Annotated in this window: 15 protein-coding genes; 12 read left to right on the forward strand and 3 right to left on the reverse strand. The window is 69.1% G+C overall.

Annotated elements, in window-relative coordinates:
* Positions 1-72: 72 nt before the first annotated feature.
* From ugpC to pbpC, 10 genes are all read left to right on the forward strand, one after another.
* Positions 73-1,170: a sn-glycerol-3-phosphate ABC transporter ATP-binding protein UgpC gene (gene ugpC / locus CURTO8I2_RS03850; protein WP_159678817.1), complete on the forward strand. Its 1,098-nt coding sequence runs from the start codon at positions 73-75 to the stop codon at positions 1,168-1,170.
* Positions 1,171-1,406: 236 nt separating this feature from the next.
* Positions 1,407-4,919, forward strand: coding sequence for a chromosome segregation protein SMC (gene smc / locus CURTO8I2_RS03855; protein WP_159678819.1), 3,513 nt, complete (start codon positions 1,407-1,409; stop codon positions 4,917-4,919).
* 79 nt (positions 4,920-4,998) lie between these two features.
* The gene (gene zipA / locus CURTO8I2_RS03860) at positions 4,999-5,751 is read left to right on the forward strand and encodes a cell division protein ZipA (RefSeq protein ID WP_159678820.1); all 753 of its coding nucleotides are present in this window, start codon (positions 4,999-5,001) and stop codon (positions 5,749-5,751) included.
* A 10-nt stretch (positions 5,752-5,761) separates the two neighbouring features.
* Positions 5,762-6,202 (forward strand): FosX/FosE/FosI family fosfomycin resistance hydrolase, encoded by a 441-nt coding sequence (gene fosX / locus CURTO8I2_RS03865; protein WP_305067728.1) that lies wholly within the window; start codon positions 5,762-5,764, stop codon positions 6,200-6,202.
* Between the two features lie 42 nt (positions 6,203-6,244).
* Positions 6,245-8,749: an NAD-dependent DNA ligase LigA gene (gene ligA, locus CURTO8I2_RS03870; protein WP_159678822.1), complete on the forward strand. Its 2,505-nt coding sequence runs from the start codon at positions 6,245-6,247 to the stop codon at positions 8,747-8,749.
* Positions 8,750-8,757: 8 nt separating this feature from the next.
* Positions 8,758-9,723 (forward strand): EF-P lysine aminoacylase EpmA, encoded by a 966-nt coding sequence (gene epmA / locus CURTO8I2_RS03875; RefSeq protein WP_159678823.1) that lies wholly within the window; start codon positions 8,758-8,760, stop codon positions 9,721-9,723.
* Between the two features lie 898 nt (positions 9,724-10,621).
* Complete coding sequence (mtnA, locus tag CURTO8I2_RS03880; RefSeq protein ID WP_159678825.1) at positions 10,622-11,683, forward strand: S-methyl-5-thioribose-1-phosphate isomerase; 1,062 nt, start codon at positions 10,622-10,624, stop codon at positions 11,681-11,683.
* 247 nt (positions 11,684-11,930) lie between these two features.
* Positions 11,931-14,633: a DNA gyrase subunit A gene (gene gyrA / locus CURTO8I2_RS03885; RefSeq protein ID WP_159678826.1), complete on the forward strand. Its 2,703-nt coding sequence runs from the start codon at positions 11,931-11,933 to the stop codon at positions 14,631-14,633.
* Positions 14,634-14,881: 248 nt separating this feature from the next.
* Positions 14,882-19,807 (forward strand): alpha-2-macroglobulin, encoded by a 4,926-nt coding sequence (locus CURTO8I2_RS03890; protein WP_159678828.1) that lies wholly within the window; start codon positions 14,882-14,884, stop codon positions 19,805-19,807.
* A gap of 93 nt (positions 19,808-19,900) precedes the next feature.
* Entirely contained in the window at positions 19,901-22,321 is a 2,421-nt protein-coding gene (gene pbpC, locus CURTO8I2_RS03895; RefSeq protein ID WP_159678829.1) for a penicillin-binding protein 1C, read from the forward strand.
* A 64-nt stretch (positions 22,322-22,385) separates the two neighbouring features.
* Here pbpC and CURTO8I2_RS03900 read toward each other — a convergent pair whose 3' ends face one another.
* Entirely contained in the window at positions 22,386-22,865 is a 480-nt protein-coding gene (locus CURTO8I2_RS03900; RefSeq protein WP_159678830.1) for a peroxiredoxin, read from the reverse strand.
* Positions 22,866-23,075: 210 nt separating this feature from the next.
* Between CURTO8I2_RS03900 and CURTO8I2_RS03905 the strand changes: the two genes are divergently transcribed.
* Together CURTO8I2_RS03905 and CURTO8I2_RS03910 are read left to right on the forward strand one after the other, a co-directional pair.
* Positions 23,076-23,507 carry an Hsp20/alpha crystallin family protein gene (locus CURTO8I2_RS03905; RefSeq protein ID WP_201295526.1) on the forward strand — a complete coding sequence of 144 codons (432 nt, stop codon included), beginning with the start codon at positions 23,076-23,078 and terminating at the stop codon, positions 23,505-23,507.
* Positions 23,508-23,641: 134 nt separating this feature from the next.
* Positions 23,642-24,547: a DnaJ C-terminal domain-containing protein gene (locus tag CURTO8I2_RS03910; RefSeq protein ID WP_159678833.1), complete on the forward strand. Its 906-nt coding sequence runs from the start codon at positions 23,642-23,644 to the stop codon at positions 24,545-24,547.
* 137 nt (positions 24,548-24,684) lie between these two features.
* Here the strand turns inward: CURTO8I2_RS03910 and pilH are convergent, their stop codons facing one another.
* Both pilH and CURTO8I2_RS03920 read right to left on the reverse strand, forming a co-directional pair.
* Positions 24,685-25,068: a twitching motility response regulator PilH gene (pilH, locus tag CURTO8I2_RS03915; protein ID WP_159678835.1), complete on the reverse strand. Its 384-nt coding sequence runs from the start codon at positions 25,066-25,068 to the stop codon at positions 24,685-24,687.
* 66 nt (positions 25,069-25,134) lie between these two features.
* The gene (locus tag CURTO8I2_RS03920) at positions 25,135-26,127 is read right to left on the reverse strand and encodes a YhdH/YhfP family quinone oxidoreductase (protein ID WP_159678836.1); all 993 of its coding nucleotides are present in this window, start codon (positions 26,125-26,127) and stop codon (positions 25,135-25,137) included.
* Positions 26,128-26,140: the final 13 nt, after the last annotated feature.

The raw sequence follows: 26,140 nt of genomic DNA on the forward strand, positions 1-26,140 counted from the left end.
CACAGCGCGCGGTTCACGCGGGCGACGGCACGATGCGGTCCACGACGGTTTGCGACACACACGGGAGCGTGCATGGCACAGGTGCGGTTCGACGCGGTACGGAAGGTCTACCCCAACGGATTCGTCGGCGTGGCCGGCGCGACGTTCGAGGTGGCCGATGGCGAGCTGCTGGTGCTGGTGGGCCCGTCGGGCTGCGGCAAATCCACGCTGCTGCGCATGGTCGCGGGGCTGGAGGCGATCAGCGACGGCACGCTGACCATCGGCGAGCGGGTGGTCAACGACGTCGCGCCGAAGGACCGTGACATCGCGATGGTGTTCCAGAGCTATGCGCTGTACCCGCACATGAGCGTGGCCGAGAACCTCGCGTTCGGCCTGAAGCTGCGCGGCCAGTCGAAGACCGAGATCGCCGCGCGCGTCGATGAAGCCGCCCAGGTGCTCGAACTCGACCAGGTGCTCGACCGCAAACCCGGCCAGCTCTCCGGCGGCCAGCGCCAGCGCGTGGCCCTGGGCCGTGCGCTGGTCCGGCAGCCGCAGGTGTTCCTGCTCGACGAACCGCTGTCGAATCTCGACGCCAAACTGCGCAGCGGCATGCGCGTCGAGATCGCCCGGCTGCACCGCAAGCTCGGCACGACGATGATCTACGTCACCCACGACCAGATCGAGGCGATGACGCTGGGCCAGCGCATCGTGGTGCTCAAGGACGGCCACATCCAGCAGATCGACACGCCGATGGCGCTGTACGAGCGGCCGGCGAACCTGTTCGTCGCGACCTTCCTGGGCAGCCCGGCGATGAACGTGCTGCGCGGGTCACTGGCCCGGGCTGCGGGCGGCTGGACCTTCGACGCAGGCGCGGGCATCACGCTCGCCCTCGGCGACGCCGGCTTCCCGGCCGAGTGGAACGGCCGGACGGTCGATCTGGGCATCCGCCCCGAACATCTGCTGCCCGCGACGGACGCCGAGGCATCGCTGTCGCCGGTGGTCGAGGTGGTGGAGCCGGTCGGCAGCGAGGTCTTCGTCAACCTGCGCCTGGGCACACACGCCCTGATCGCCCGTCTGCCGCCCGACCGTGTGCCGGTCCCGGGCGAGACCCTGGCGCTGACGATTCCGGCCGGCCGCGTGCACGCATTCGATGTCGAGACCGGCGAGCGGCTGCTGCAGCAGACCGGTTGAGCCGCGCGACGCCAGGCCTGCGTCTTCGCGGAAGCGCTCTCCCTGTGCGTCCGACAACGGCACACCGGCCGGGAATCGCCGCGCCGGAACTCTCGCTATACTGACCGCTTGCGCGCGCGAGCGGCGCTCCGTGCTTGTGGAATCAACCACTTGCGATGGAAATATCGCGTATCGCATGACACGCTATCCGTCATCCATCGCGCCCTGACGGGCGCCAAGAGGCCACCAAAGCCCGCATGCGCCTGTCCACGATCAAGCTCGCCGGTTTCAAATCCTTCGTCGATCCGACCGCGCTGCACCTGCCGACCAACATGACCGGCGTGGTGGGTCCGAACGGTTGCGGCAAGTCGAACATCATCGACGCGGTGCGCTGGGTCATGGGCGAGTCGTCTGCCAGCCGCCTGCGTGGCGACTCGCTGACCGACGTGATCTTCGCCGGGTCGACCGCGCGCAAGCCGGTGTCGCAGGCGATGGTCGAGCTGGTGTTCGACAACTCCGATCACACGATCGCCGGCGAGTTCGCCGCGTTCAACGAGATCTCGGTCAAGCGCACCGTCAGCCGCGACGGACAGAGCGGCTATTACCTCAACGGCACCAAGTGCCGCCGCCGCGACATCACCGATCTGTTCCTCGGCACCGGTCTGGGCCCGCGCAGCTACTCGATCATCGAGCAGGGCATGATCAGCCAGGTCATCGACGCCAAGCCCGAAGAACTGCGCGTCTACCTGGAAGAGGCGGCGGGCATCTCCAAGTACAAGGAGCGTCGCAAGGAGACCGAGACCCGCATCCGCCACACCCGCGAGAACCTCGATCGCCTGAGCGACCTGCGTGAGGAAGTCGGCAAGCAGCTGCAGCATCTCGCGCGGCAGGCCAAGCAGGCCGAGCAGTACACCGCGATCCAGGCCGAGCGCCGGGTCCGCGACGCCGAATGGAAGGCGCTGGAATGGCGCACGCTCGACGCGCGCCTGCGTGCGCTGCGCGAGGGGCTGGCGCAGGAGGAAACGAAGCTCGAGCAGATCGTCGCCGAGCAGCGCGAGGCCGAACGCGAGCTGGAAACCGGCCGCGAGCGTCGCCACGAGGCCAGCGAGGGGCTCAACCGCGCGCAGGCCGAAAGCTACGAAGTCAGTGGCGCGCTGGCCCGCGTCGAGCAGCAGATCCAGCACCAGCGCGAGTTGTCGGCGCGCCTGCTCAAGGCCCGCGACGAGGCCCAGGCGCAGCTGGCGGAGATCGGCGCACACATCGACCAGGACCAGCTCCGGCTCGACACCCTGCACGAGAGCATCGCCGACGCCGAGCCGCGTCTGGCCCAGCTGCAGGACGAGGATGCCCTGCGCCAGGACACGCTGCGCGATGCCGAAACCGCGCTGGCCGACTGGCAGACGCGCTGGGAGACCCACAACCGTGAGCAGGGCGAGGCGGCCCGCGCCGGCGATGTCGAACGTACCCGCGTCGACTACCTGGACAAGCAGTCGCTGGAAGCCGACCGTCGCCGCGAGCAGTTGCAGGCCGAACGCGGCGGCATCGATCTCGAGGCGCTGAGCGAGGCATTCGCCGACCTGCAGATCCGTCACGACGAGCAGAAAGCGGCGCTGGAGACGCTCGGCGACGATTTGGAAACGCGCAAGGCCGCGGCGGTCGATCTGCAGGACGCGCAGCGCGGCGCCCAGGAAGAACTCTCGGTCGTCCGCAAGCAGGCGCAGGAAGCACGCGGTCGGCTGTCGTCGCTGGAAACCCTGCAGAACGCGGCGCTCGGCCAGGAGCAGGGCGCGGCGGTCGAATGGCTGCGCCAGCGGGGCCTGGATGCGTCGGCGCGCGTCGGCGAGCGCCTGCGCGTGGACTCGGGCTGGGAATTCGCCGTCGAAAGCGCGCTCGGCCAGCTGATCGAAGGCGTGCTGGTCGAAGGCGAGGGCGTGCCGGCCGAACTGGTCGATGCGCTGGGCGAACTGGGTGAAAGCCGGCTGGCACTGGTGTCGAGCGAGACCGGTGATGAAGCCTTCGCGCCGACCTCGCTGGCGGCCAAGGTGCAGGGGCCGCTGGCGATCCGCCGGCTGCTCGCGCGCCTGCACGTGGCCGAGACCCTGGCCGAGGCGCGCGCGCTGCAGGCGGGCCTGGGCGATGGTGACTCGGTGATCACCCGCAGCGGCGAGCGGCTGGGCGCCGGCTGGGTGCGCGTGTCGCGCTCGGGCGCGGCGAAGCAGGGCGCGCTGCTGCGCGAGCGCGAGATCCAGTCGCTGCGCGAGTCGATCGCCGCACTGCAGGAACAGGAACAGTCACTCGAAGCGCGCATTGCGCAGGGCCGCGAACAGCTGCTCGGCGTCGAGCAGCAGCGCGAGGAAGCGCAGCGTGCGCTGTACGTCGCGCACCGCGGCGTCTCCGAACTCGCCGGCCAGGTCCAGAGCCAGCAGGGTCGTGTGGAGGCGGCGCGCACGCGGATCGAGCGCATCGATACCGATCTCGCCCAGCTGCACGAGACGCTCGATACCGCCGCCCAGCAGGCGCGCGATGCCCGCGGCCGACTGGAAGACGCGGTCGAGCGCATGGGCGAGTTCGAAGCCGCGCGCGCCGCGCTCGACGCCGAGCGGCGCGGCCTGGTGGACGCCCGCGACCAGCTGCGAGCGGCCGCGCGCGAATCGCGCGACACCGCGCACGCACTCGCGCTGACGCTCGAGTCGCAACGCGCCCAGATCGGCTCGCTGACCCAGGCGCTCGCGCGCATGGGCGGCCAGCGGGGCCAGATCGACAATCGTCTCGGCGAGCTGTCGGCGCAGCTGGCGACCGGCGATGCGCCGGTCGACACGCTGGAGCAGCAGCGTCAGGTCGCACTCGAAGCGCGCGTGCGCACCGAACGCGCGCTGGCCGAAGCACGCTCCGCGCTGGAAGGCGTGGACAACGAACTGCGCACGTTCGAGCAGGTGCGCCAGCAGCGCGATGCGCAGGCGCTGACCCAGCGCGAGGCGATCGGACAGCGCCGGCTCGACCAGCAGGCGCTGGTGATCGCGGCCGACCAGTTGGCCGCCCAGGTGGTCGAAGGCGGATTCGTCGTCGACGACGTGTTGAACGGTCTCGAGGCATCGGCGAATGCCAGGGACTGGGAAAAGATCGTCACCGACTTCGATGCGCGCCTGCGCCGTCTGGAGCCAGTGAACCTCGCCGCGATCGCGGAACACGCCGAAGCCGCGCAGCGCAAGGACTATCTCGACGCGCAGGACGCCGATCTCAACTCCGCCCTGGAGACCCTGGAAGAGGCGATCCGCAAGATCGACCGCGAGACCCGCGGCCGCTTCAAGGACACCTTCGACAAGGTCAACGCCGGCGTGCAGGCGCTGTATCCGCGCCTGTTCGGTGGCGGCCATGCGTATCTGGAACTGACCGGCGAGGACCTGCTCGACACCGGCGTGGCGATCATGGCGCGGCCGCCCGGCAAGCGCGTGTCCAACATCTCGCTGCTGTCCGGCGGCGAGAAGGCGATGACCGCGGTCGCGCTGGTGTTCTCGATCTTCCAGCTCAATCCCGCGCCGTTCTGCCTGCTCGACGAGGTGGACGCGCCGCTCGACGAAGCCAATGTCGGCCGCTTCACGGCGATGGTCCGCGAGATGAGCGAGCAGGTGCAGTTCCTGTTCGTCAGCCACAACAAGGCGACGATGGAAGCGGCCTCCCAGCTCAGCGGCGTGACCATGCGCGAGCCTGGCGTGAGCCGTCTGGTGTCGGTCGATCTGGCCGAAGCCGCGCGGCTGGCCGGCGCCGCCTAGAGACTGTCATCATGTGCTGTCATGCCCCACGTGCCCGGCGCCTGCGCATAATGTGCGCCCCCGAAGGAGAACTCCGCGAATGACCGACGACTGGATGATGCGTATCGGGATCCTGGTCGCAGGCCTGCTGCTGATGGGGGCCATGTGGTATTTCGGCACCCGCCCGCGCAGCGGGCAGGGTCGCCGTGTCGCCAGTACGGACGATCGCGAGCAGCGCCTGGAGCCCACGCTCGGCGCGCAGCTGGAACAGGATCTCGGCGAAGCCGGCGTGCCGCGCGCCGAGGGCGAGACCGATGCCGTGCAGGCGGAGATGGACCTGCTGGACCAGACCGTCGGCGCCGTGTCGCCCAACAGTGAACTGGGCAAACGCACCAGCGACGACTTCGACAAGATCGTGACGCTCTACATCGCCGCGCGCGCCGGCAACGTGCTGCGCGGCCCGGACATCGTGGTCGCCGCCGAGAAGGCCGGCCTGACCTACGGGCACATGAGCGTGTTCCACCGGCTGGTCGACGGCCATCCCGAGCGCGGTCCGATCTTCAGCGTCGCCAACATCCGCAGCCCCGGCAGCTTCGACATGAGCGAGATCCAGGGGCTCGAAACCCCGGCGATCGCGTTCTTCCTGACCCTGCCGGCACCGGTCCGCGCGCTGGATGCGTGGGACGCGATGCTGCCCACCGCCGAACGCATGGCGGAACTGCTCGATGGCGTGCTGCTGGACGAGCAGCGCAACGCGCTCGGCCGCCAGCGCATCGCCGGCCTGCGCGACGAACTGCGCAGCTGGGACCGCGAGCACGAAGTTCCGCCGGTGACGCGCAGCCCGCGCTGGTGAGTCCGGCGCGATGTCGATCTCCGGCATCAGCCACCTGACCTTCGTCGTCCACGACCTCGACCGCACGGCCCGTCTGTGGGTCGACGGCCTGGGTGCGCGTGAGGTGTACGACAGCGGCGATCGCCCGCATTCGCTGTCGCGCGAGAAATTCTTCGAACTCGGCGGCGTGTGGGTCGCGGTGATGGAGGGCGAACCGCTGCCACAACGCTCGTACCGCCATGTCGCCTTTGCGGTCGAAGTGGCCGCTTTGCCGGCGTATCGCGCGCGGCTGGACGCGCTGGGTGTGGATATCCGCCCGCCCCGGCCGCGGATCGAAGGCGAGGGCGAGTCGCTGTATTTCCACGATTTCGACAACCACCTGTTCGAACTGCATGCCGGGACGCTGGCCGCGCGCTTGCAGGCGTATCGCGCGGCCCTCACGCCAACTCCTCTTCCAGGGGAAGAGGGTTAAGGGCAGACGCCCGCGCGAGCCCCACCGTCCTACAATTCCCCCATGTCGAAGCCATCTCCCGCCGGGCGCGTCGCCGAACTGCGCGCGCTGATCGAAGACGCCAATCATCGCTATTACGTGCTCGACGATCCGTCGATCCCCGATGCCGAGTACGACGCGCTGCTGCGCGAGCTCGAAGCGCTGGAAACCGCGCATCCCGAGCTCGCCAGCGACGACTCGCCGACCCGCACCGTCGGCGTGCGACCTGACGGCGGTTTCCCGGAAGTCACCCACGCCATCCCGATGCTGTCGCTGGCCAATGCCTTCGAGACCGCGGGCGTCGCCGAAGACGCCGACGACCGCGCACGCTATGCCGAAGTCGCCGATTTCGAACGCCGCATCGAGCAGAAGCTCGAGATCGAGGCCCCGGTGTTCTCGGTCGAGCCCAAGCTGGATGGTCTCGCGATCAGCCTGCGCTACGAGCATGGCCTGTTCGTGCAGGGCGCGACGCGCGGCGACGGCAGCACCGGCGAGAACGTCACCGCGAACCTGCGCCAGGTGCGCGCAGTGCCGCTGCGGCTTCGCGACAACGGGACGCCGGCGCCGGCGGTGCTGGAAGTGCGCGGCGAGATCTACATGCCGCGCAAGGCCTTCGCGGACTGGAATGCGAAGGCGCTCGACAGCAACGACAAGCTGCTGGCCAATCCGCGCAACGGCGCAGCGGGTTCGCTGCGCCAGCTCGACCCCGCGGTCACCCGCCGCCGGCCGTTGGCGTTCTTCGCCTATTCGATCGGCGAGGTGCGTGGACTCGAGCTGCCGGAGACGCACTCCGAGACCCTGGCGCTGCTGCGCGGATTCGGATTCCCCGTGGCGCCAGAAGCGGATACCGCGACCGGTTTCGAGGGCCTGATCGCCTATTTCCGCCGCATCGGTGAAGCGCGCGACACGCTGCCGTACGACATCGACGGCGTCGTGTACAAGCTCGACGACTACGACCAGCAGGCGACGATGGGCTTCGTCTCGCGCGCGCCGCGCTGGGCGCTGGCGCACAAGTTTCCGGCGCAGGAGCAGTCGACGGTGCTGCGCGCGATCGAGGTGCAGGTGGGCCGCACCGGTGCGATCACGCCGGTCGCGCGGCTCGAGCCGGTGCAGGTCGCAGGCGTCACCGTCACCAACGCCACGCTGCACAACGAGGACCAGATCCGCCGGCTCGACGTGCGCGAGGGCGACACCGTGATCGTGCGCCGCGCCGGGGACGTCATTCCCGAAATCGTGCGCGTGATCGAAGCGCGGCGGCCTGCGGGCACCATCGAATGGTCGATGCCGGCCACGTGCCCGGTCTGCGGCTCGGAGCTGGTGCGCGAGGAGGGCGCGTCGGCCTGGCGCTGCACCGGCGGCCTCACATGCTCCGCGCAGCGCAAGGAAGCCGTGCGGCATTTCGCCTCGCGGCGCGCGATGGATATCGAAGGCCTCGGCGACAAGCAGGCCGAAGCGCTGGTCGAGTTTGGTTTCGTGCACTCGCCTGCGGACCTGTTCGCGCTGACGGTCGAGGATCTGGTGCGGATGAAGACCGCGCTCGATGCCGCGACGGCGGCGGATTTCGCCCAGGCGATCACCGACAGCAAGGGCGCCCTGGCCCTTGATGCTGAAGGCGAAACTGTACTCGCCCAAGAAACGCCTGCGTGGAAGGACGCGACGTTCCTGCGCGCGCATCTGACCGTCGAGACCGGCGGCAAGCTCGCGACGAAATGGGCCGAGAATCTCGTCACCGGCATCGCCGCCAGCCGCAGCACCACGCTGCCGCGGTTCCTGTTTGCACTCGGCATTCCGCATCTGGGTGAGACGACCGCCAAATCGCTCGCGCAGTGGCTGGGCACGCTCGACTTCGTGCGTACGATGCCGGCCGTGCTGCTGCAGGCGCTGCCCGACATCGGCGGCGAAGTCGCGCGTTCGATCGCGACGTTCTTCGAGCAGCCCGGCAACGTCGAGGTCGTCGACGCGTTGCTGACGGCGGGCATCACCTTCAGCGACGAGACCGCGCCCTCGGCCGCGCTACGCGAGCGCCTCGGGCTTGCCCATCTGCTGGCGACGCTGCCTGTCGACAAGCTCGGCGGCAAGAGCGCGGAGCGTCTCGCCGAGACCTACGGCACGCTCGACGCACTGCTGCGTGCGAACGCGAGCGGCTGGACCGGCGCGGGCCTGTCGTCGGCGGGCGCGGACAATCTGTCGGCATTTCTCGCCGATGCGGAGGCACTTGCAGCGCTCCGCGCGAGCGACGCCGCGATGCGCCGCTTGCTGGATGCAGCGCCGGCCAAGGCAGTGAGGACCAGCGGTCCGCTTGACGGCAAGACCGTCGTGCTGACCGGCAGCCTCGAAGCGATGACCCGCGATGAAGCAGGCGAGAAGCTGGAGGCGTTGGGCGCGAAGATCGCCGGCAGCGTGTCGAAGAAGACCTCGCTGGTCGTTGCCGGTGACGCCGCCGGCTCGAAGCTGGCGAAGGCGCAGGAACTCGGCATCGAGATCTGGGACGAGGCGGCGTTGCTCGCATTCCTCGCGTCGCAGACGTGAGGCCTTCGATGCTGCCTTCTGCGCACTTCGACTCCCTGCGCCTGCGTGCGCGGCTCAACGCGACGCTGCGCAGGTTCTTCGCCGAGCGCGGCGTGCCGGAAGTCGAAACGCCGATGCTGTCGCAGGCCGGCAATACCGATCCGAATGTCGCCAGCTTCGAGACCGGATTCAGCGGTCACGTCTCCGCCGGCGTGCGCACGCGCTGGCTGCGCACCTCGCCGGAATTTCCGCTCAAGCGTCTGCTCGCCGCCGGCTTCGGCGATTGCTACGAACTCGGCCGCGTGTTCCGCGACGGCGAGGCGGGCGGCCGTCACAATCCCGAGTTCACGATGCTGGAGTGGTACCGCGTCGGCTGGGACCAGCGCCAGTTGGCCGATGAGACCATCGCGTTGGTGCAGGGCGCGCTGGCGCTCGTCGACGGGCGCGCCGCGGTGGTGCAGACCACCTATCGCGAGCTGTATCGCGACACGCTTGGACTCGATCCGATGACGGCGGCGGACACCGAGCTGCGGGCGGCGCTGGGCGATGTGCGGATCGATCCCGACGGCCTGACCCGCGACGACTGGCTGGACCTGCTGATGACGCATCGCATCCAGCCGGCGAATCCGGCCGACCGGATCCTCGTCGTCCACGATTACCCGGCCTCGCAATGCATGCTCGCGAGGATTGCCGAGCGTGACGGCGTGCAAGTGGCCGAGCGTTTCGAGCTGTATCTCGGCGCGCTGGAACTCGCCAACGGCTATCACGAGCTTGCGGACGGCGCGGAACAACGCGCGCGCTTCGAACGGGATCACGCAGTGCGCGGATCGCGCGGTACTGCACTGCCCGCGATCGATGAGGCGCTGCTGGATGCGCTGGATGCCGGATTTCCGGATTGCGCGGGCGTGGCCTTGGGGGTCGATCGCCTGATGATGGCGATGCTCGGGACGGGGCGCATAGCCGATGTGATCGCTTTTGATTTTGCGCGAGCGTGATCGCTCGCGCGGTTTCGGTGCTTCACCCGAACTCATTGTCGTCATGGCCGCGGCTCTCAACAGACGCAGGTCTGGTAACGCGTGCATCCGTTTTGATCTGGCTTCAGGCTTGGCGCTGGCTCTGCTCCAAGCTTTTGACTTGAATCGAGCCGTAAAGCGAGCCGAGCACCGGAGTCTGGCGTGGCCGAAGAGCAGCCCATGTCTGAGCGCAGCGAGTTTGGGCTGCGTGCCGCGTCAGGCGAGGAGCGGAGGGCACCGATGCGGCTGTATCGCATCGGCTCGCGTCCGGCGAATGGACCTTTTGGTTCCTTTTGGGTCCATCCAAAAGGGACTCGCACGCGCAGCGGGCGAAAGCCGTGCACTTGCTCGCGCTTCTTCGCTTGTCGCTTTGCGACCTTGATGTTCGAAGCAAAAGATCAGTAGCAAGAGCGAAGATCAAAGACAGGGCTTCCGCGCTATCGCGCGGCTTACTTTTGTCTTGGCAAAAGTAAGCAAAAACGTCTTCGCCGGACGCGATCCGCCGCGATACAGCCGCGGCGGTCCCCTGCGCTTCTCGGACGGCGGGGCACGCAGCCCAAACTCGCTGCGCTCAGACATGGGCTGCTCTTTGACCCCGTCGCCCTGCGATGCTCGGCTCGCTTTACGGCTCGATTCAGATCAAGAGCTGGAAGCCAAAGCGGAAAGACCAAAACCAAAGCGGGCGCTAGAGCTAAAGCCAAATCTGAAACCAAAGCCAACGTCAAAATGGATGACCAGCGCTACGCACTGTTGAAGGGCGTGTCCCGCCTTCGCGGGGATGACGGCAACTCGGCGCTTGGCAACGTCCCTTAACAAGCCAACTCCACACCGAATCAACCCCACCAACAGCAATCCAACCTCCCCGATTTACAATGCCCCCATGAACACATCCCCCCTCGATTTCGACCGCTACGACCACATCCGCCCGATCCTGTGGACCGGCGACACGCTGGATCTGCTCGACCAGCGCAAGTTGCCGTTCGTGGTCGAGCACGTGTCCTGCACCAGCAGTGACGACGTCGCGCAGGCGATCCATGACCTGACCGTGCGCGGGGCGCCGGCGATCGGGATCGCGGCCGCGTGGGGCGCGGTGCTGGGCGCGCGCGAGATCGAGGCCGATGACGGCGAGGCAGCGCTGATGAAGCTCGAGCCTGCGCTGCAGCGACTCAACGCCGCACGGCCGACGGCAGTGAATCTGGCCTGGGCGCTCGCGCGGATGCGTCGCGTGCTGGCGACGTCGGGCGCCGACTGGCGCGAGATCCTGGCGCGCGAAGCGCAGGCGATCGCGGAAGAAGACCTCGCCGCGAATCGCCATATGGGCGCGCTGGGCGCCGAGCTGATCGCGCCGGGCAGTGGCGTCATGACCCATTGCAACACCGGGTCGCTGGCGACCGCGGGGTTCGGCACCGCGCTGGGCGTGATCCGCGCAGGCATGGCGCAGGGGCGCATCGGCAAGGTGTTCGCGGGCGAGACGCGACCGTGGCTGCAGGGCGCGCGCCTGACGGTGTGGGAGCTGCAGCAGGACGGCATCGACGCGACGCTGATCGCCGATTCCGCGGCCGCGCATCTGATGAAGACCGGCGCGGTGCAGTGGATCGTCGTCGGCGCCGACCGCATCTGCGCGAACGGCGATACCGCCAACAAGATCGGCACCTACCAGCTCGCGATCGCCGCGCGCCACCACGGCGTGAAGTTCATGGTCGTCGCGCCGTCGTCCACCGTCGACATGGACACCGCGTCGGGCGATCTGATCGAGATCGAGCAGCGCGATCCCGGCGAACTGTTCGGCATCGGTGGCACGCGCACCGTGGCCGCCGGCATCCAGGCCTGGAATCCGGTGTTCGACGTGACGCCGGGGGAACTGATCGATGCGATCGTGACCGAACAGGGCGTCGTCGAGCGGCCGTCCACGACTTCCATGCAGGCGTTGTTCCGGGCCTGAGCGCGGTGCATCGCGATGCGTCCGTGCGCGCATCGTGCGAGGCCGGCGCGGCATTCGCCCGAATTCCAGCGCTGAAAGCCGCTTAAGTGGTTGTTTTTGCGTCGGAAAGGCGGCCTGTGAGGGTCGCTTTTGTGCTAGCATTTCCTGTCGTTTTGATCGCGTTGCCGGCGGCCGGTACGCGCCGCGTTGGTGCCTTGCGCCCAGCGCCGGAAATCCGGACCGCGTAGACAGGATGCAAACCCTCTAGATGGTCGATTCCGCGAAAGAAATCATCCCCGTCAACCTCGAAGACGAGATGCGCCGCAGCTACCTCGATTACGCCATGAGCGTGATCGTGGGACGCGCACTCCCCGATGTCCGCGATGGCCTCAAGCCGGTGCACCGTCGCGTGCTGTTCGCGATGCACGAGCTCGGCGCGCACAGCAACAAGGCCTACTTCAAGTCGGCGCGTATCGTCGGTGACGTGATCGGCAAATACCACCCGCATGGCGACCAGTCGGTGTACGACACGCTGGTGCGCATGGCCCAGCCGTTCTCGCTGCGCTACATGCTGGTCGACGGCCAGGGCAACTTCGGTTCGGTCGACGGCGACTCCGCCGCGGCGATGCGATACACCGAATCGCGCATGGCGCGCCTCAGCCACGAGCTGATGGCCGACATCGACAAGGAGACGGTCGATTTCCAGCCCAACTACGACGAGAAGGAAAGCGAGCCGACGGTCATGCCGACCCGGTTCCCGAACCTGCTGGTCAACGGCTCGGCCGGTATCGCGGTCGGCATGGCGACCAATATTCCGCCGCACAACCTGGGCGAGGTCATCGATGCGCTGGTGGCATTGATCGACAATCCCGAAATCGACATCGACGGGTTGATGGAATACATCCCCGGCCCGGATTTCCCGACCGCGGGCATCATCAACGGCGTGGGTGGCATCCATCTGGCGTACCGCACCGGCCGTGGCCGCGTGCGCATGCGCGCGCGGGCCGAGATCGAAGTGGCCGACAACGGCCGCGAGGCCATCGCGGTCACCGAGATTCCCTACCAGGTGAACAAGGCGCGGCTGATCGAGAAGATCGCCGAGCTGGTGAAGGAAAAGAAGCTCGAAGGCATCAGCGAGCTGCGCGACGAGTCCGACAAGGACGGCATGCGCATCTACATCGAGGTCAAGCGCGGCGATTCGGCCGACGTGGTGCTCAACAATCTCTATTCGCAGACGCAGATGGAGTCGGTGTTCGGCATCAACATGGTGGCGCTGGTCGACGGCCGCCCGCAGCTGTTGAACCTCAAGCAGATCCTCGAGGCCTTCGTCCGTCATCGTCGTGAAGTGGTCACGCGCCGGACGATCTTCGAGCTGCGCAAGGCCCGCGCACGCGCGCACATCCTCGAAGGCCTGACGGTCGCGCTGGCGAACATCGACGAGATGATCGAGCTGATCAAGACGTCGGAGAATCCACAGGTCGCCAAGGAGCGGATGCTCGCGCGCCGCTGGGAAGCGGGGCTGGTCGGCGCGTTGCTCGGCGCTGCCGGCGCCGAAGCGTCGCGTCCGGAAGACCTGCCCGATGGCGTCGGCCTCATCGACGGCCGCTACCAGCTGACCGACGTCCAGGCGCAGCAGATCCTCGAGATGCGCCTGCATCGCCTGACCGGGCTGGAGCAGGACCGCCTGACCGACGAATACAAGCTGCTGCTGGAGACGATCCGCGGCCTGATCGAGATCCTCGAGAATCCCGACGTGCTGCTGGAGGTGATCCGCACCGAACTGCGCAACGTCAAGGAAGAATTCGGCGACGCACGTCGCAGCGAGATCCGCGCCAGCGAAGAGGATCTCGACATCCTGGACCTCATCGCGCCCGAGGACGTTGTGGTCACGCTTTCGCACTCCGGCTACGCCAAGCGCCAGCCGGTCAGCGCCTACCGCGCGCAGAAGCGCGGCGGCCGTGGCCGCAACGCGGCGGCGACGAAGGACGAGGATTTCATCGAGCAGCTGTGGCTGGTCAACACGCACGACACGCTGCTGACGTTCACCAGCGCCGGCCGCGTGTTCTGGCTGCCGGTGCACCAGTTGCCCGACGCCGGCCCGAATGCACGCGGCCGTCCGATCATCAACTGGATTCCGCTGGAAGCGAACGAGAAGGTGCAGGCCGTCGTGCCGGTGCGCGAATACGCAGCCGACCAGTTTGTGTTCTTCGCCACCCGCGCCGGCACGGTCAAGAAGACGCCGCTGACCGAGTTCGCCTATCGCCTGGCGCGCGGCAAGATCGCGATCCGTCTCGACGAGGGCGACGCCCTCATCGGCGTCGCCCTGACCGATGGCGAGAAGGACGTGCTGCTGTTCGCCTCGAACGGCAAGACGGTGCGCTTCGGTGAGGACCGCGTGCGCTCGATGGGCCGCACCGCCGGCGGCGTGCGCGGTATCCGCCTGACGCAGGGCGAGCAGGTGGTGAGCCTGATCGTCGCCGAGAGCGCGGGCGGCATCGAGGACGAGTCCGAGGACACCGTCGACGACGCGAGCATCGAGGCTGGCGAAGCCGCGGTCGAAACGGGTGCGGGCGACGACATCCCCTACATCCTCACCGCCACCGAGAACGGCTACGGCAAGCGCACGCCGCTGTCGGAGTACCCGCGCAAGGGGCGTGGCACGCAGGGCGTCATCGGCATCCAGACCACCGAGCGCAATGGTCCGCTGGTCAGCGCGGTGCTGCTGCACAACCACGACGAAGTGCTGCTGATCTCCAACGGCGGCACCCTGGTGCGCACGCGTGCCTCGGAGATCGCCCGGGTCGGTCGCAACACCCAGGGCGTGACCCTGATGCGCGTGTCCAAGGACGAGCGCCTGCAGGGCATCGAGCGCGTGGACGGCGCGATCGTCGACAGCGAAGACGATCTCGACGCAGTGCCGCCCGGGGACGCGCCGGCGACGGATGCCCCGGCGGCGTCGCCAGACGCCTGATCCGCCTGGCGTCATCGGAAAGGGCCGGCATTGCCGGCCCTTTTTTTTGCGCCGCCGGCGGCGGATATGGGCGAGGCGCGCGTGGGACGCCGATCGCTGCCGGCGGCCGCGCAGCGCGGGTCACCCGGCAGCGTCCGAACCCTGACGCGCCACCGCGTGGAACCGACACGCGCGCCGGTGCCCGAGCGCCTCCGGCGCGCCGGACCGGCGGCCTATACTCGCGGCCAACGCCTCACGGAGCACAGCGGATGTCCTTCGGTCCCCAACGCGCGTCGCTGCGCATGCGTCATCTGCTGGCAGGCCTGACGATCCTGCTGCTCGCCTTCGGCCTGGCGGCGTGCAAACGCGAGACCTCCGGGCAGACGCCCGGCATCAGCGGCGAAGCCATCCGCACCGATCGCGAGACGATCGAGGGTTTCGGCCTGGTGCGGGCCTTTCCCGACCAGCGCGAGGGTGCGCTCGCGCTGGCGCTGGAATTCTCCGAACCGCTGGTCGGCACCCAGGATTTCGACGCGCTGGTGACCTTCACCGACGGGAGCGCCCGCGAGGGGAGCTGGACGCTGGACGACGACGCCAGGATCCTGCGCTTCCCGCACGTCGAAGCGAACCGCGACTACACGGTGCGCCTGTCCGGCAGCCTCGCGTCGGCCGCGGGCGACACGCTCGGCGCGGACATCGAACGCAAGGTCTTCACCGGTGAACTCGACCCGGTCGTCGGCTTCGCCTCCCAGGGCAGCGTGCTGCCGGCCAAGGAATCGCGCGGCCTGCCGATCGTGTCGATCAACGTCGCCGAGGTCGATGTCGAATTCCTGCGCGTCGACGACGATGCGCTGCCCGCGTTCCTCACCCAATACCAGCGCGGTGGCCGCCGGGGCAGCTGGGAGCTCGACAACCGCTGGGGCGAAAAGACGCCCCTGTCGAAACTCGCGACGCCGGTCTACGTCAACCGTTTCGCGATTGATGGCGCGCGCAACGAACGCGTGCTGACCTATCTGCCGCTGCAGGAGATCCGTGAGCTGCAGCAACCGGGTCTGTATTTCGCGGTGATGAAGCGCGCGGGCGCGTTCGAGGACCAGTACGAAACCGCGTTCTTCACCGTCAGCGACATCGGTCTGCACGCGCGTGCCTACGGCGAGGCGTTGTTCGTGCACACCGCCTCACTGCACAGCGGCGCGCCGGTCGGCAGCGCGGAACTGAAGGTGCTCGACGCCAAGGGCGCGACGGTCTACCGCACCAGCACCGATGCCAAGGGCAACGCGATGCTCGACTACACGCTGGATACCGGCCACGTGCTGGTCGCCAGCCGCGGCAGCGATGTGTCGCTGCTGCCGTTCAACCAGCCGGCGCTGGATCTGTCGGAGTTCGCGGTCAGCGGCCGCGAGCAGGCCTGGTTCGACGTGTTCGCGTGGTCGGGTCGCGATCTGTATCGCCCCGGCGAGACCGTGCGCGTGTCGGCGCTGCTGCGTGACCAGGACGGACGACCGGTCGCGGCCAAGGACGGTCGTTCGCAGTCGCTGTTCGCGCGCCTGCGCCAGCCCGACGGCAAGACGTTCTTCGAGACGCGCGTCGAGCCGGGCGAGGGCGGCTACTTCCGCTTCGAGCGCGAGATTCCGGTCGATGCGCCCACCGGCAGCTGGCGCGTCGAGTTCCGCACCGATCCCGCCGCGCGCGAAGCGGTGCAGGGCATGACGCTGCGGATCGAGGAGTTCCTGCCCGAGCGCATGAAACTCGATCTCGACGCGCAGGCAGTGCTGCGTCCGGGCGAGCCGCTGAAGCTGCAGGCGACCGGCGCGTATCTCTACGGCGCGCCTGCGAGCGGCAACCGGTTCACTGCGCGCCTCGCGCTCGCCGTGGAGCGTTCGCCGGTCGAAGGTCTGCCCGGTTTCGTGTTCGGCGATGCGACCGTCGACCTGCCGCGCGAGGCGAAGGATGTCTTCGAGGGCACGTTCGATGCGCAGGGGCGTGTGAGCGCGGACATCCCGCTGCCGGAGGACGCCAGGCCGACGACGCCGATCGCCGCGATCGTCTCCGGCAGCCTGTACGAAACCGGTGGCCGCAGCGTCAACCGCACGCTCAAGCGCGTGCTGTGGCCGGCCGATGCGCTGGTCGGCGTGCGTCCGCTGTTCGAACCCGACGACGGCGCGGACCCCAATACCAACGCGCGCTTCGAACTGACCCGCGTCGGCGCCGACGGCAAGCCGCGCCCGCAGGCGGGGCTCAAGGTCTCGCTGATCCGCGAACACCGCGATTACCACTGGCGCAACGACGATGCCGGCTGGCGCTACGAATTCACCCGTCGCTTCGAAACCGTCGAGACGCGCACGCTCGATGCCGGCACCGATGCCACGCGCTTCGATTTTCCGGTCGAGTGGGGCGAGTACCGCATCGATGTCGAGGACCCGGCGACGAAACTGGTGTCGCGCTATCCCTTCCGCGCCGGCTGGAGCTGGGACGACGGCAACCGCGGTCTCGATGCGCGCCCGGACAAGGTCAAGGTCGCGCTCGACAAGGCCGGGTACCGCGCCGGCGACACGATGCGCGTGACGGTGACGCCGCCGCATCCGGGCAAGGGCCTGCTGATGGTCGAAAGCGACCGCATGCTCTATCTGCACGAGATCGACGCACAGCCGGGCAGCACCTTCGATATTCCGGTCACCGAGGACTGGGAGCGCCACGACGTCTACGTGACCGCGCTGGTGTTCCGCGGCGGCAGCGCGACCAGCACGGTCACGCCGGCGCGCGCGGTCGGCGTGGCGCACGTGCCGATGGAACGGCGCGAGCGGCGCGTCGCCGTCGGCCTGAAGGCGCCGGCGCTCATCCGGCCCGAAGGCCCGATGCAGGTCACCGTCAGCGCGCCGCAGCTGGCCGGACAGGACGCCTGGGTCACGGTCTCGGCGGTCGATGTCGGCATCCTCAACACCACCCGGTTCCCGGTGCCCGATGCGTGGACGCACTTCTTCGCGCAGCGCCGGTTCGGCGTGGACGCCTTCGATCTCTACGGCCGGGTGATCGAGAGTTTCGAGGGCGGCACCGCGCGGCTGCGCTTCGGCGGCGATGCGCCACTGGCCGCGTTGCCGCAGGCGCGGCGCCCGACCGCGCGCGTGCAGACGGTCGACCTGTTCGCAGGGCCGGTGAAGCTCGATGCGCGCGGCAACGCGCGCGTCCCGCTGCAGGTGCCTGATTTCAATGGGACGTTGCGGGTCTCCGCGGTGGTCTGGTCGGCGGACCGTTACGGCAGCCGCGATGTCGAGACCGTCGTGCGCGCGCCCCTGGTCGCCGAGGCCAGCATGCCGCGGGTTCTGGCGCCGGGTGACACCAGCATGGTGACGGTGGATCTGGGCAATTTCAGCGGGCGTGCCGGCAGCTTCGATGTCCGCGTCGACGGCGTCGGGCCGCTCACGGTGGGCGAGGGCACTCGCCGGGTGGAACTGGGCGTCGACGGCAAGACCACGCTGCGTTTTCCGCTGACCGCGCAGGAGGGCTACACGGTCACCAAGGTCCGCGTACGCGTGAACGGCAGCGGCGTCCGGGTCGACCGCAGCTACGATCTGCCGGTGCGGCCGGCCTGGCCGGCGGTGTTGCGGTCGAACACGCGCGTGCTCGACGGCACGATGCCGGTCACGCTCGACACCGGTCTGATGGACGGGCTGATGGCGGGTTCGGTCAATGCCCGCTTCACCGTCAGCGCGCTGCCGCCGATTCCGTTCGCCGCGGCGATCACCGGCGCGCTGGGCTATCCCTACGGCTGCGCCGAACAGACCACCAGCCGCGGCTACGCAGCGCTGCAGCTCGACGATGCCACGGTGTCGATGCTCGGCATCCAGGGCGTGGACGCAGCCAAGCGCCGCCAGTTCGTCGAGGCCGCATTCGGACGCCTCGCCTCGATGCAGGTCGGCACCGGCCACTTCTCGATGTGGGGCAGCGACGGCTACGTCAATCCGATGCTGACCCCGTACATCGTCGAGTTCCTGCTCGACGCGCGCGAGGCCGGTTTTGCCGTGCCCGACGCGGTGCTGCAGAAGGCGCTCGAGCGGCTCGGCGAGGATCTGCTGTCGGGCGGCAACGAGTTCTACGGCCAGGACCACCGCGAGCATCTGCGTTTCGCGTATCGCGCCTACGCAGGCTACGTGCTCGCGCGCGTGAACCGGGCGCCGCTGGGCACACTGCGCGCGCTCTACGACAACGACCGCGGCCGCACCCTCAGCGGCCTGCCGCTGGTGCACCTGGGCCTCGCGCTGTCGCTGCAGGGCGACAAGGCGCGCGGTGAGCGTGCGGTACAGGCCGGGTTCGACTTCAAGGGCGATCGTCCAGGCTACTTGTGGGACTACGGCACGCCGTTGCGCGACGCCTCGCTGATGATCGCGCTGACCCACGAACGCGGCGTCGCCAAGCCCGCGTTCGACGCGCGCGCAGTCGACATCGGTCGCGAGGTCGACGTGCGTCGCAACCGCGGCTGGATGTACCTCAGCACGCAGGAGCAGATCGCACTCGCGCGCCTCGGGCGTGCGCTCTCGTCCGACCAGCGCAAACGCGTCGGTGGCACGCTGCGCGAAGGCGATGTCGACGAAGCCGTGGCGGCTGCGACGATCGTCGGCCGCGCCTACGACGAGGCCGGCCTGCGCCGCGGCGTGCGCTTCACGCCGACGGGCGAACCGCCGATGTACGCGAACATCGACGTCGCCGGCGTGCCGCGCCAGGCACCTGCCGCCGATGCCGGTGTCCTCAAGGTCGAGCGCCGGCTCTACGGCACCGACGGCAAGCCGTGGACCCCGGGACCGCTGAAGGAAGGCGAGGCTTTGATCGTCGCCGTCTCGGTCGTCGCCGACCGCGACATGCCCGATGCACTGCTGACCGATCTGCTGCCGGCGGGCCTGGAAGTCGAGAACTTCAACCTGGGCGACGCGAAGCAATGGGCGGATGTCGTCGTCGACGGCATCCAGATCACCGAGCGCGGCAGCGCGGCGACGGTGCAGCACGAGGAGTACCGCGACGACCGCTACGTCGCCGCGCTCAAGCTCGACAGCGGACGCACCGCGCGCGTGTTCTACCTCGTGCGCGCGGTCAGCCCCGGCACCTACACCGCGCCACCGCCGCTGGTCGAGGACATGTACCGGCCGCAGCTGCGGGGCGTGGGGACTTCCGTGCCGGCGCGGATCACGGTGGTGCAGCCGTGAGGTGTGCCGTCGACCGGGATGCGACGCCGTGGGCGCATCCGGCTACGGACAGGGCATGTTCCGTCGCCGGCCTCGTGACCCGACGACTGCCGGATGAACGCCACGCGTAAGCGCGTCTCCAGGGTCCTGAGCGCCGTGCGCTCCCGCGGGCGTGGCCGGGCGCCGCCGGGGTGGCGTCGTGCGGCGCAGTGTCTGCGCTATGGCATCGCGGCGTTGTTGTCGACGCTGTTGCTGCTCGATCTCGCATTCCCGCCGCAAGTCCCGACGCGCGCCGATACGGGTGTCGTCGTTGTCGCACGTGACGGCACGCCGCTGCGCGCGTTCGCCGACGCCGACGGCGTGTGGCGGCAGCCGGCCACGCCCGCCACCGTGTCGCCGCTGTACCTGCAGGCGTTGCTCGGTTACGAGGACCGGTGGTTCCGTCGCCACCCGGGCATCAATCCCTGGGCGCTCGCGCGTGCGGGCGCGCAGTGGCTGCGTGGCGGCCGCATCGTCTCCGGCGGTTCCACACTGACGATGCAGGTCGCGCGCATCCTCGATCCCGTGCCACGTGGCCGCACGGTGCGCGGCAAGCTCGTCCAGCTGCTGCGCGCGGTGCAACTGGAAGTGCATCTGTCCAAGGACGAGATTCTCGCGCTGTATCTGACGCGCGCCCCGTTCGGCGGGACGATCGAAGGCGTCGAGGCGGCGAGCTGGGCCTATCTCGGCAAGCCGGCCGCGCAGCTCTCGCATGCCGAGGCGGCGCTGCTCGCGGTGCTGCCGCAGGCGCCGAGCCGGCTGCGTCCGGACCGCGACCCCGGCGCCGCACGCGTGGCGCGCGACAAGGTGCTCGAACGCATGGCGACGCTGGGCGCGTGGTCGCGTGCGGATGTCGACGACGCCCGGGTCGAAGCGGTGGTCGCGCGCAGCCTGCGGCAGCCGATGCACGCGGCGCTGCTCGCGCAGCGGCTGCGCGAATCCGCGCCGCGGCAGGCACGCATCGCATCGACGATCGACATCGGCCTGCAGCGCGTGCTGGAGCAGCGCGTGTCGAGTTATTTCTCGCAACTGCCCGAGCGCACGTCGGCGGCCTTGCTGGTGGTCGACAACCGCACGCTGGCGGTCCAGGCCTACGTCGGTTCGGTCGCCTTCGGAGACCGCGCGCGGCTCGGGCACGTGGACATGGTGCGCGCCTGGCGGTCCCCCGGCTCCACGCTGAAACCGTTCCTCTACGGCATGGCCCTCGACGATGGCCTGATCCATGCCGGCAGCCTGATGAGCGATGCGCCGCAGTCCTTCGACGGGTACCGTCCCGGCAACTTCGATGCCGCGTTCAACGGACCGGTGGCCGCCGACGATGCGTTGCGCCTGTCGCTCAACGTGCCTGCGGTCGATCTGCTCGATCGCGTGGGGCCCGCGCGCTTCGCCGCGCGACTCGACAATGCCGGCGTGACCCTGCGCTTTCCGCGTGGCGCGGCGCCGAACCTGTCGCTGATCCTGGGCGGCACCGGCGCGACGCTGGAACAGCTGGTCGGCGCGCACGCCGCGCTGCATCGCGACGGCATCGCGGGCCGCGTTCGCCTGACGCCGGAGGCGCCGCGGGTCGAACGCCGGTTGATGTCACCGGGCGCGGCCTGGATCGTGCGCGAGATCCTCGAGTCCAACCCGCGGCCGGGCGAGCGCGTGGACACCTTCGACACCGGCGGCCGTCCCCGCGTGTCGTGGAAAACCGGCACCAGCTACGGCTACCGCGATGCCTGGGCGATCGGCGGCACGCATCGTTACACGGTCGGCGTGTGGGTCGGACGCCCCGACGGCACACCGTTGCCCGGCCAGTACGGTGCGGTCACCGCATTGCCGCTGCTGTTCGAAACGATCGACAGCCTGCCGCGCGATCGCGCCGACGCGGTGCGCACGCCGCCGCCTGCCAATGTGCGCGAAGTCGGCATCTGCTGGCCGCTGGGCACCGCCGCAGACACCCAGTCGGCGGGCTTGTGCCAGCGTCGCCGCGATGCCTGGACGCTCGACGGCAACGTGCCGCCGACGTTGCCCGAGCGCGATGCGCGTCGCTGGGGCGCGGGCGTCGTGCGTTTCGATGTCGATGCAGGCAGCGGGCTGCGGCTGTCGGCGGCCTGCAGCGCGTCGCACGTGCGTCGCAGCGCGGAGGTCGCCCGCTGGCCGGCCCTCGTCGCGCCCTGGCTGCCGGCTTCGGCACGGCAGGCGTCGCGACTGCCTGCCCTGTCACCCGATTGCGCGGACGACGGACGCGACGCGGCCGAGGCATTGCACATCGAAGGCCTTACCCCCGGCACCGTGCTGGCGCGTCCGCCGAACAGCGCGCACGGGGTGCGTTTGCAACTCCGCGCGCTCGGCAGCGAGGGGCGCGTGCAATGGCTGCTCGACGGCCGCTGGATCGGCGAGACGCGCGGCGCGCAGTGGCTGCGGCACGAATTCGACACGCCGGGCGCGCATGCGTTGACCGCGCTGGCGGATGACGGCGCGTGGCGGCGCGTGGCGTTCCGGGTGGCGCAGTGAGCTATGTGCCGGCGCGTGCCCGACCGGACGATCGAGGTTTTCAGGTCAGCGCCGCGCTGCAGCCTCAGTCCAGATGCGCGAGCACGTGCGCGGCCGACGAGACCTTGAACTCGCCCGGCGCTTCGACGAACAGCTGCTTCACCACCGCGTCGTCGGCATACAGCGCGAAGCGCTTCGCGCGCAGGCCCATGCCGTAGGCGCTGGCGTCCATCTCCAGACCCATGGCCTTGACCAGATCGCCGTTGCCGTCGGAGACCATCTGCAGGCCGTCGGGCACGCCGGCGCTTTCGCCCCACGCCTGCATCACGAACGGGTCGTTGACGGCGATGCAGATCACGTCGATGCCGCGCTGGCGGAAGGCATCGAAGTGTTCGACGAAGCCCGGCAGGTGATGCTCGGAACAGGTGGGCGTGAACGCGCCCGGCACGGCGAACAGCACGACCTGCTTGCCGGCGAACAGGGTCGGCGTGTCGACGACGCGCACGCCGTCGTGCATGAGCTTGAGCGTGACTTCGGGAATCGTGTCGCCGATCTGGATCGTCATGGGGGTGTTCCGGGGAGGGTGAACGGAAGTCTAGCCGCTCGGGATGTGAGCGCAGGGCAATGCTTGAAAGCCCCGCGCGCGATCCCAGATCGGGGCCATCGCGGCCTTCGGTGCCGCCCCAAGATCGGAGTCACTCCCATGCGCCATGAAGCATTCCGCGCCACCGCCCGCCAGGCGAACCAGGGCGCCTCGACGCGTCTGCACGACGAGATGCGCCAGTTCCTGCAGCAGTTCGTCCAGAGCGATGCCGACGCATCGTCCGTCGTCACCAGCGAATGGACGCCCCGGGTCGACATCCGCGAAGAACGCTCGCGGTTCGTGATCCTCGCCGACCTGCCGGGTATCGATCCGGCGCAGGTGGAGATCTGGATGGACAAGGGCGTGCTGAGCCTCAAGGGCGAGCGTGCGCCTTCCAGCCAGGACGCGAGCGACGGTCAGCCCGGCGACGTGCGGTTCTCGCGCCTCGAGCGCACCACGGGTCGGTTCCATCGCCGCTTCACGCTGCCCGACAGCGCCGACGCCGATGCGATCACGGCCAGCGGCCACCACGGCGTGCTCGAGATCAGCATTCCCAAGCGCGCGGAATCCACGCCGCGTCGCATCCAGGTCGGCGCGGCGTCCGAAGGCGGCACGCGCCAGTAACCTTGGGTCTGCAGCAGTCGTGTGTACGGCCGCTGCATCCACGACGCGGCGACGGCCTGCGGGTATCCTGCGGGCCGTCGCCGTCGTGGCGTTGAATGCAAGACGGGCGTGCGCCCGCACTGGACCTGAAGCACATGCAGTTTAAGGATTACTACGAGATTCTCGGCGTCGACGCGAACGCGGGCGATGCGGAGATCAAGACCGCCTACCGCCGGCTCGCGCGCAAGTACCACCCGGACGTCAGCAAGGAACCGGGTGCGGAAGACACGTTCAAGTCGGTCAACGAGGCCTACGAGGCGTTGCGCGACCCGGAGAAGCGCAAGGCCTACGACCAGCTCCGCGCGCGCGGTTACCGGCCGGGCGACGACGTGCAGCCGCCGCCGGGCGGATTCGGCGGCGGCCCGGGCGGCGTGGATTTCGACGAGATCTTCGCCGGCGGTGGTGCGGGCGGCGGCTTCAGCGATTTCTTCGAGCAGATGTTCGGCCGGCGCGCGGGCGGCTATGCCGGTCCCCAGCAGCCCGGTCGAGGCGGTCCGCCGCCGCGCGGTGACACGCGCGCGCGCCTGGCGGTCACGCTGGAAACAATCCACCGCGGCGACAGCGTGCGGGTGCCGGTGATGGGCAAGACCTTCGAGGTGAAGATTCCGCGCGGCATCCGGCCGGGGCAGGTCGTGCGTCTGCCGCGACAGGGCCAGCAGGGAGGCGATCTGCTACTGGAGATCGAATACGCCGCGCATCCCGACTTCGAGGTCGACGGTCGCAACATCATCCACACGCTGCCGATCGCGCCGTGGGATGCCGCACTCGGTGCGACGATCAGCGTGGCCACGCTCGGCGGCCACGTGGACCTGAAGATTCCGGCGAGCTCCGAAGCCGGTCGCAAGTTGCGACTGCGCGGGCGGGGGCTGCCGGGCACCGGCGGCGCGCCGGACGGTGACCAGATCGTGGAGCTCGAGATCCAGGCGCCGGTGGCGCAGGACATGCAGCAGGTCGCGGCCTACGAGGCGTTGCGCGACGCGTTTCTCGCCAGGAAGGCGTAATCCGGTCGTAGGCGTCTGCGGCGCGTGGCGACGGGATGAAACCGCTCGCGACGCCGTCGCGGCGCGTCTGATGCGCGGACGGCAGTGCACGCAGACCCGCCAGGACGCACGTGGCGCCGGGGCTCCGGCGCCGCGGCTCAGGCAGCAGGCGTCGCGTCGCCGCCGATGGTCTTGCGGATCGCCTCGAGCAGCTCGACTTCGCTGAAGGGCTTGGTGAGATAGGCCTTGGCGCCCTGGCGCATGCCCCAGACGCGGTCGGTGTCCTGGTCTTTCGTGGTGACCAGGATGACCGGAATGTGCGCGGTCGTCGGTTCGCGGGTGATCGAACGCGTGGCCTGGAAGCCGTTGAGGTTCGGCATCACCACGTCCATCAGGATCAGATCCGGCAGCTCGCGCTTGGCCGCGTCGACGCCGGCCTGTCCATCCTCTGCGGTCAGCGCCTCATGGCCCAGCTTTTCCACGATCCGCCGGATGCCCATCAACTGCGACGGCGAGTCGTCGACGATCAAAATACGTGCCATGGATTCCCCCTGATAAGACGTCTGCGATTCTAGCCGCGCATTCAGCGCGCGCGTGCGCAGGCGATATCAAAGCGTGACGAGCGTCCGCCCGAACGCGCCGCCGGCGAGCATCGTGTCGAACACGGCCGGCAATTCCGACAGGCCGACTTCGCGCGTGCAGATCGTATCGAGATGGCGCGGCTTCCAGTCGCTGGCCAGATGCTGCCAGACCGCGTCGCGCACATCGCGCAGGGTGCCCGCCGACGCGACGCCCAACAGCGAGACGCCGCGGATGATGAAAGGCATCACCGTCGCCCCGAGATCGGCGCTGGCCGCGAGCCCCGCACTCGCCACGTTGCCGTAGGGCACGGTCTGCGCGAGCAGGCTGACCAGCATCGGGCCGCCGACGTTGTCGAGGCCGCCACCGAAGCGCGCGGATTCCATCGGGCGTGTGGTGCCGAGTGCATCGCGACCCAGCACGTCGGATGCGCCGATCGACTTCAGATAGTCCACGTGCTCGGGTTTGCCGCTGACCGCGTGCACCTCGAAGCCCGCGCTGCTGAAGATGTCGACCGCGAGCGACCCGACGCCGCCCGTCGCGCCCGTGACGGCGAGCGGACCGAGCGCCGGCGTCTGCCGGTTCTCGTGCATGCGCAGCAGGGCGAGCGCGGCGGTGAACCCGGCGGTCCCGAGGATCATGCTCTCGCGCAGGCTCAGGCCCTGCGGCAGCGGAATCGCCCACTGCGATTCGATGCGCGCGTACTGCGCGTAGCCACCGTCGCGCGTTTCCGACAGGCCGCTGCCGGTGACGAGCACCGCATCGCCTTCCTTGAACGCGGGATCGCGCGAGGCGACGACATGGCCGGCCACGTCGATGCCGCCGACCAGCGGAAAGCGCCGCAGGATCTTGCCCTTGCCGGTGCCCGCGAGCGCGTCCTTGAAGTTCACCGACGAATGCGCGACCGCGATGTCGATCTCGCCGTCGGCCAGATCGTCGAGCGCGATCTGCTCGATGCCGCTGCGGTAACCGGCGTCGTCGTTGTGGATACGGAAGGCGTCGAACTGGGCGGGCAGGGACATCCTTGGAACCTCG

It is taken from the genome of Luteimonas sp. 9C (assembly GCF_902506295.1).
Classification (GTDB): domain Bacteria; phylum Pseudomonadota; class Gammaproteobacteria; order Xanthomonadales; family Xanthomonadaceae; genus Luteimonas.

What these genes read in the sequence shown, in the direction of transcription:
- ugpC (WP_159678817.1), top strand. Translation starts at nt 73, where the DNA reads ATGGCACAGGTGCGGTTCGACGCGGTACGGAAGGTCTACCCCAACGGA.
- smc (WP_159678819.1), top strand. Translation starts at nt 1,407, where the DNA reads ATGCGCCTGTCCACGATCAAGCTCGCCGGTTTCAAATCCTTCGTCGAT.
- zipA (WP_159678820.1), top strand. Translation starts at nt 4,999, where the DNA reads ATGACCGACGACTGGATGATGCGTATCGGGATCCTGGTCGCAGGCCTG.
- fosX (WP_305067728.1), top strand. Translation starts at nt 5,762, where the DNA reads ATGTCGATCTCCGGCATCAGCCACCTGACCTTCGTCGTCCACGACCTC.
- ligA (WP_159678822.1), top strand. Translation starts at nt 6,245, where the DNA reads ATGTCGAAGCCATCTCCCGCCGGGCGCGTCGCCGAACTGCGCGCGCTG.
- epmA (WP_159678823.1), top strand. Translation starts at nt 8,758, where the DNA reads ATGCTGCCTTCTGCGCACTTCGACTCCCTGCGCCTGCGTGCGCGGCTC.
- mtnA (WP_159678825.1), top strand. Translation starts at nt 10,622, where the DNA reads ATGAACACATCCCCCCTCGATTTCGACCGCTACGACCACATCCGCCCG.
- gyrA (WP_159678826.1), top strand. Translation starts at nt 11,931, where the DNA reads ATGGTCGATTCCGCGAAAGAAATCATCCCCGTCAACCTCGAAGACGAG.
- CURTO8I2_RS03890 (WP_159678828.1), top strand. Translation starts at nt 14,882, where the DNA reads ATGTCCTTCGGTCCCCAACGCGCGTCGCTGCGCATGCGTCATCTGCTG.
- pbpC (WP_159678829.1), top strand. Translation starts at nt 19,901, where the DNA reads ATGAACGCCACGCGTAAGCGCGTCTCCAGGGTCCTGAGCGCCGTGCGC.
- CURTO8I2_RS03900 (WP_159678830.1), bottom strand. Translation starts at nt 22,865, where the DNA reads ATGACGATCCAGATCGGCGACACGATTCCCGAAGTCACGCTCAAGCTC.
- CURTO8I2_RS03905 (WP_201295526.1), top strand. Translation starts at nt 23,076, where the DNA reads ATGCGCCAGTTCCTGCAGCAGTTCGTCCAGAGCGATGCCGACGCATCG.
- CURTO8I2_RS03910 (WP_159678833.1), top strand. Translation starts at nt 23,642, where the DNA reads ATGCAGTTTAAGGATTACTACGAGATTCTCGGCGTCGACGCGAACGCG.
- pilH (WP_159678835.1), bottom strand. Translation starts at nt 25,068, where the DNA reads ATGGCACGTATTTTGATCGTCGACGACTCGCCGTCGCAGTTGATGGGC.
- CURTO8I2_RS03920 (WP_159678836.1), bottom strand. Translation starts at nt 26,127, where the DNA reads ATGTCCCTGCCCGCCCAGTTCGACGCCTTCCGTATCCACAACGACGAC.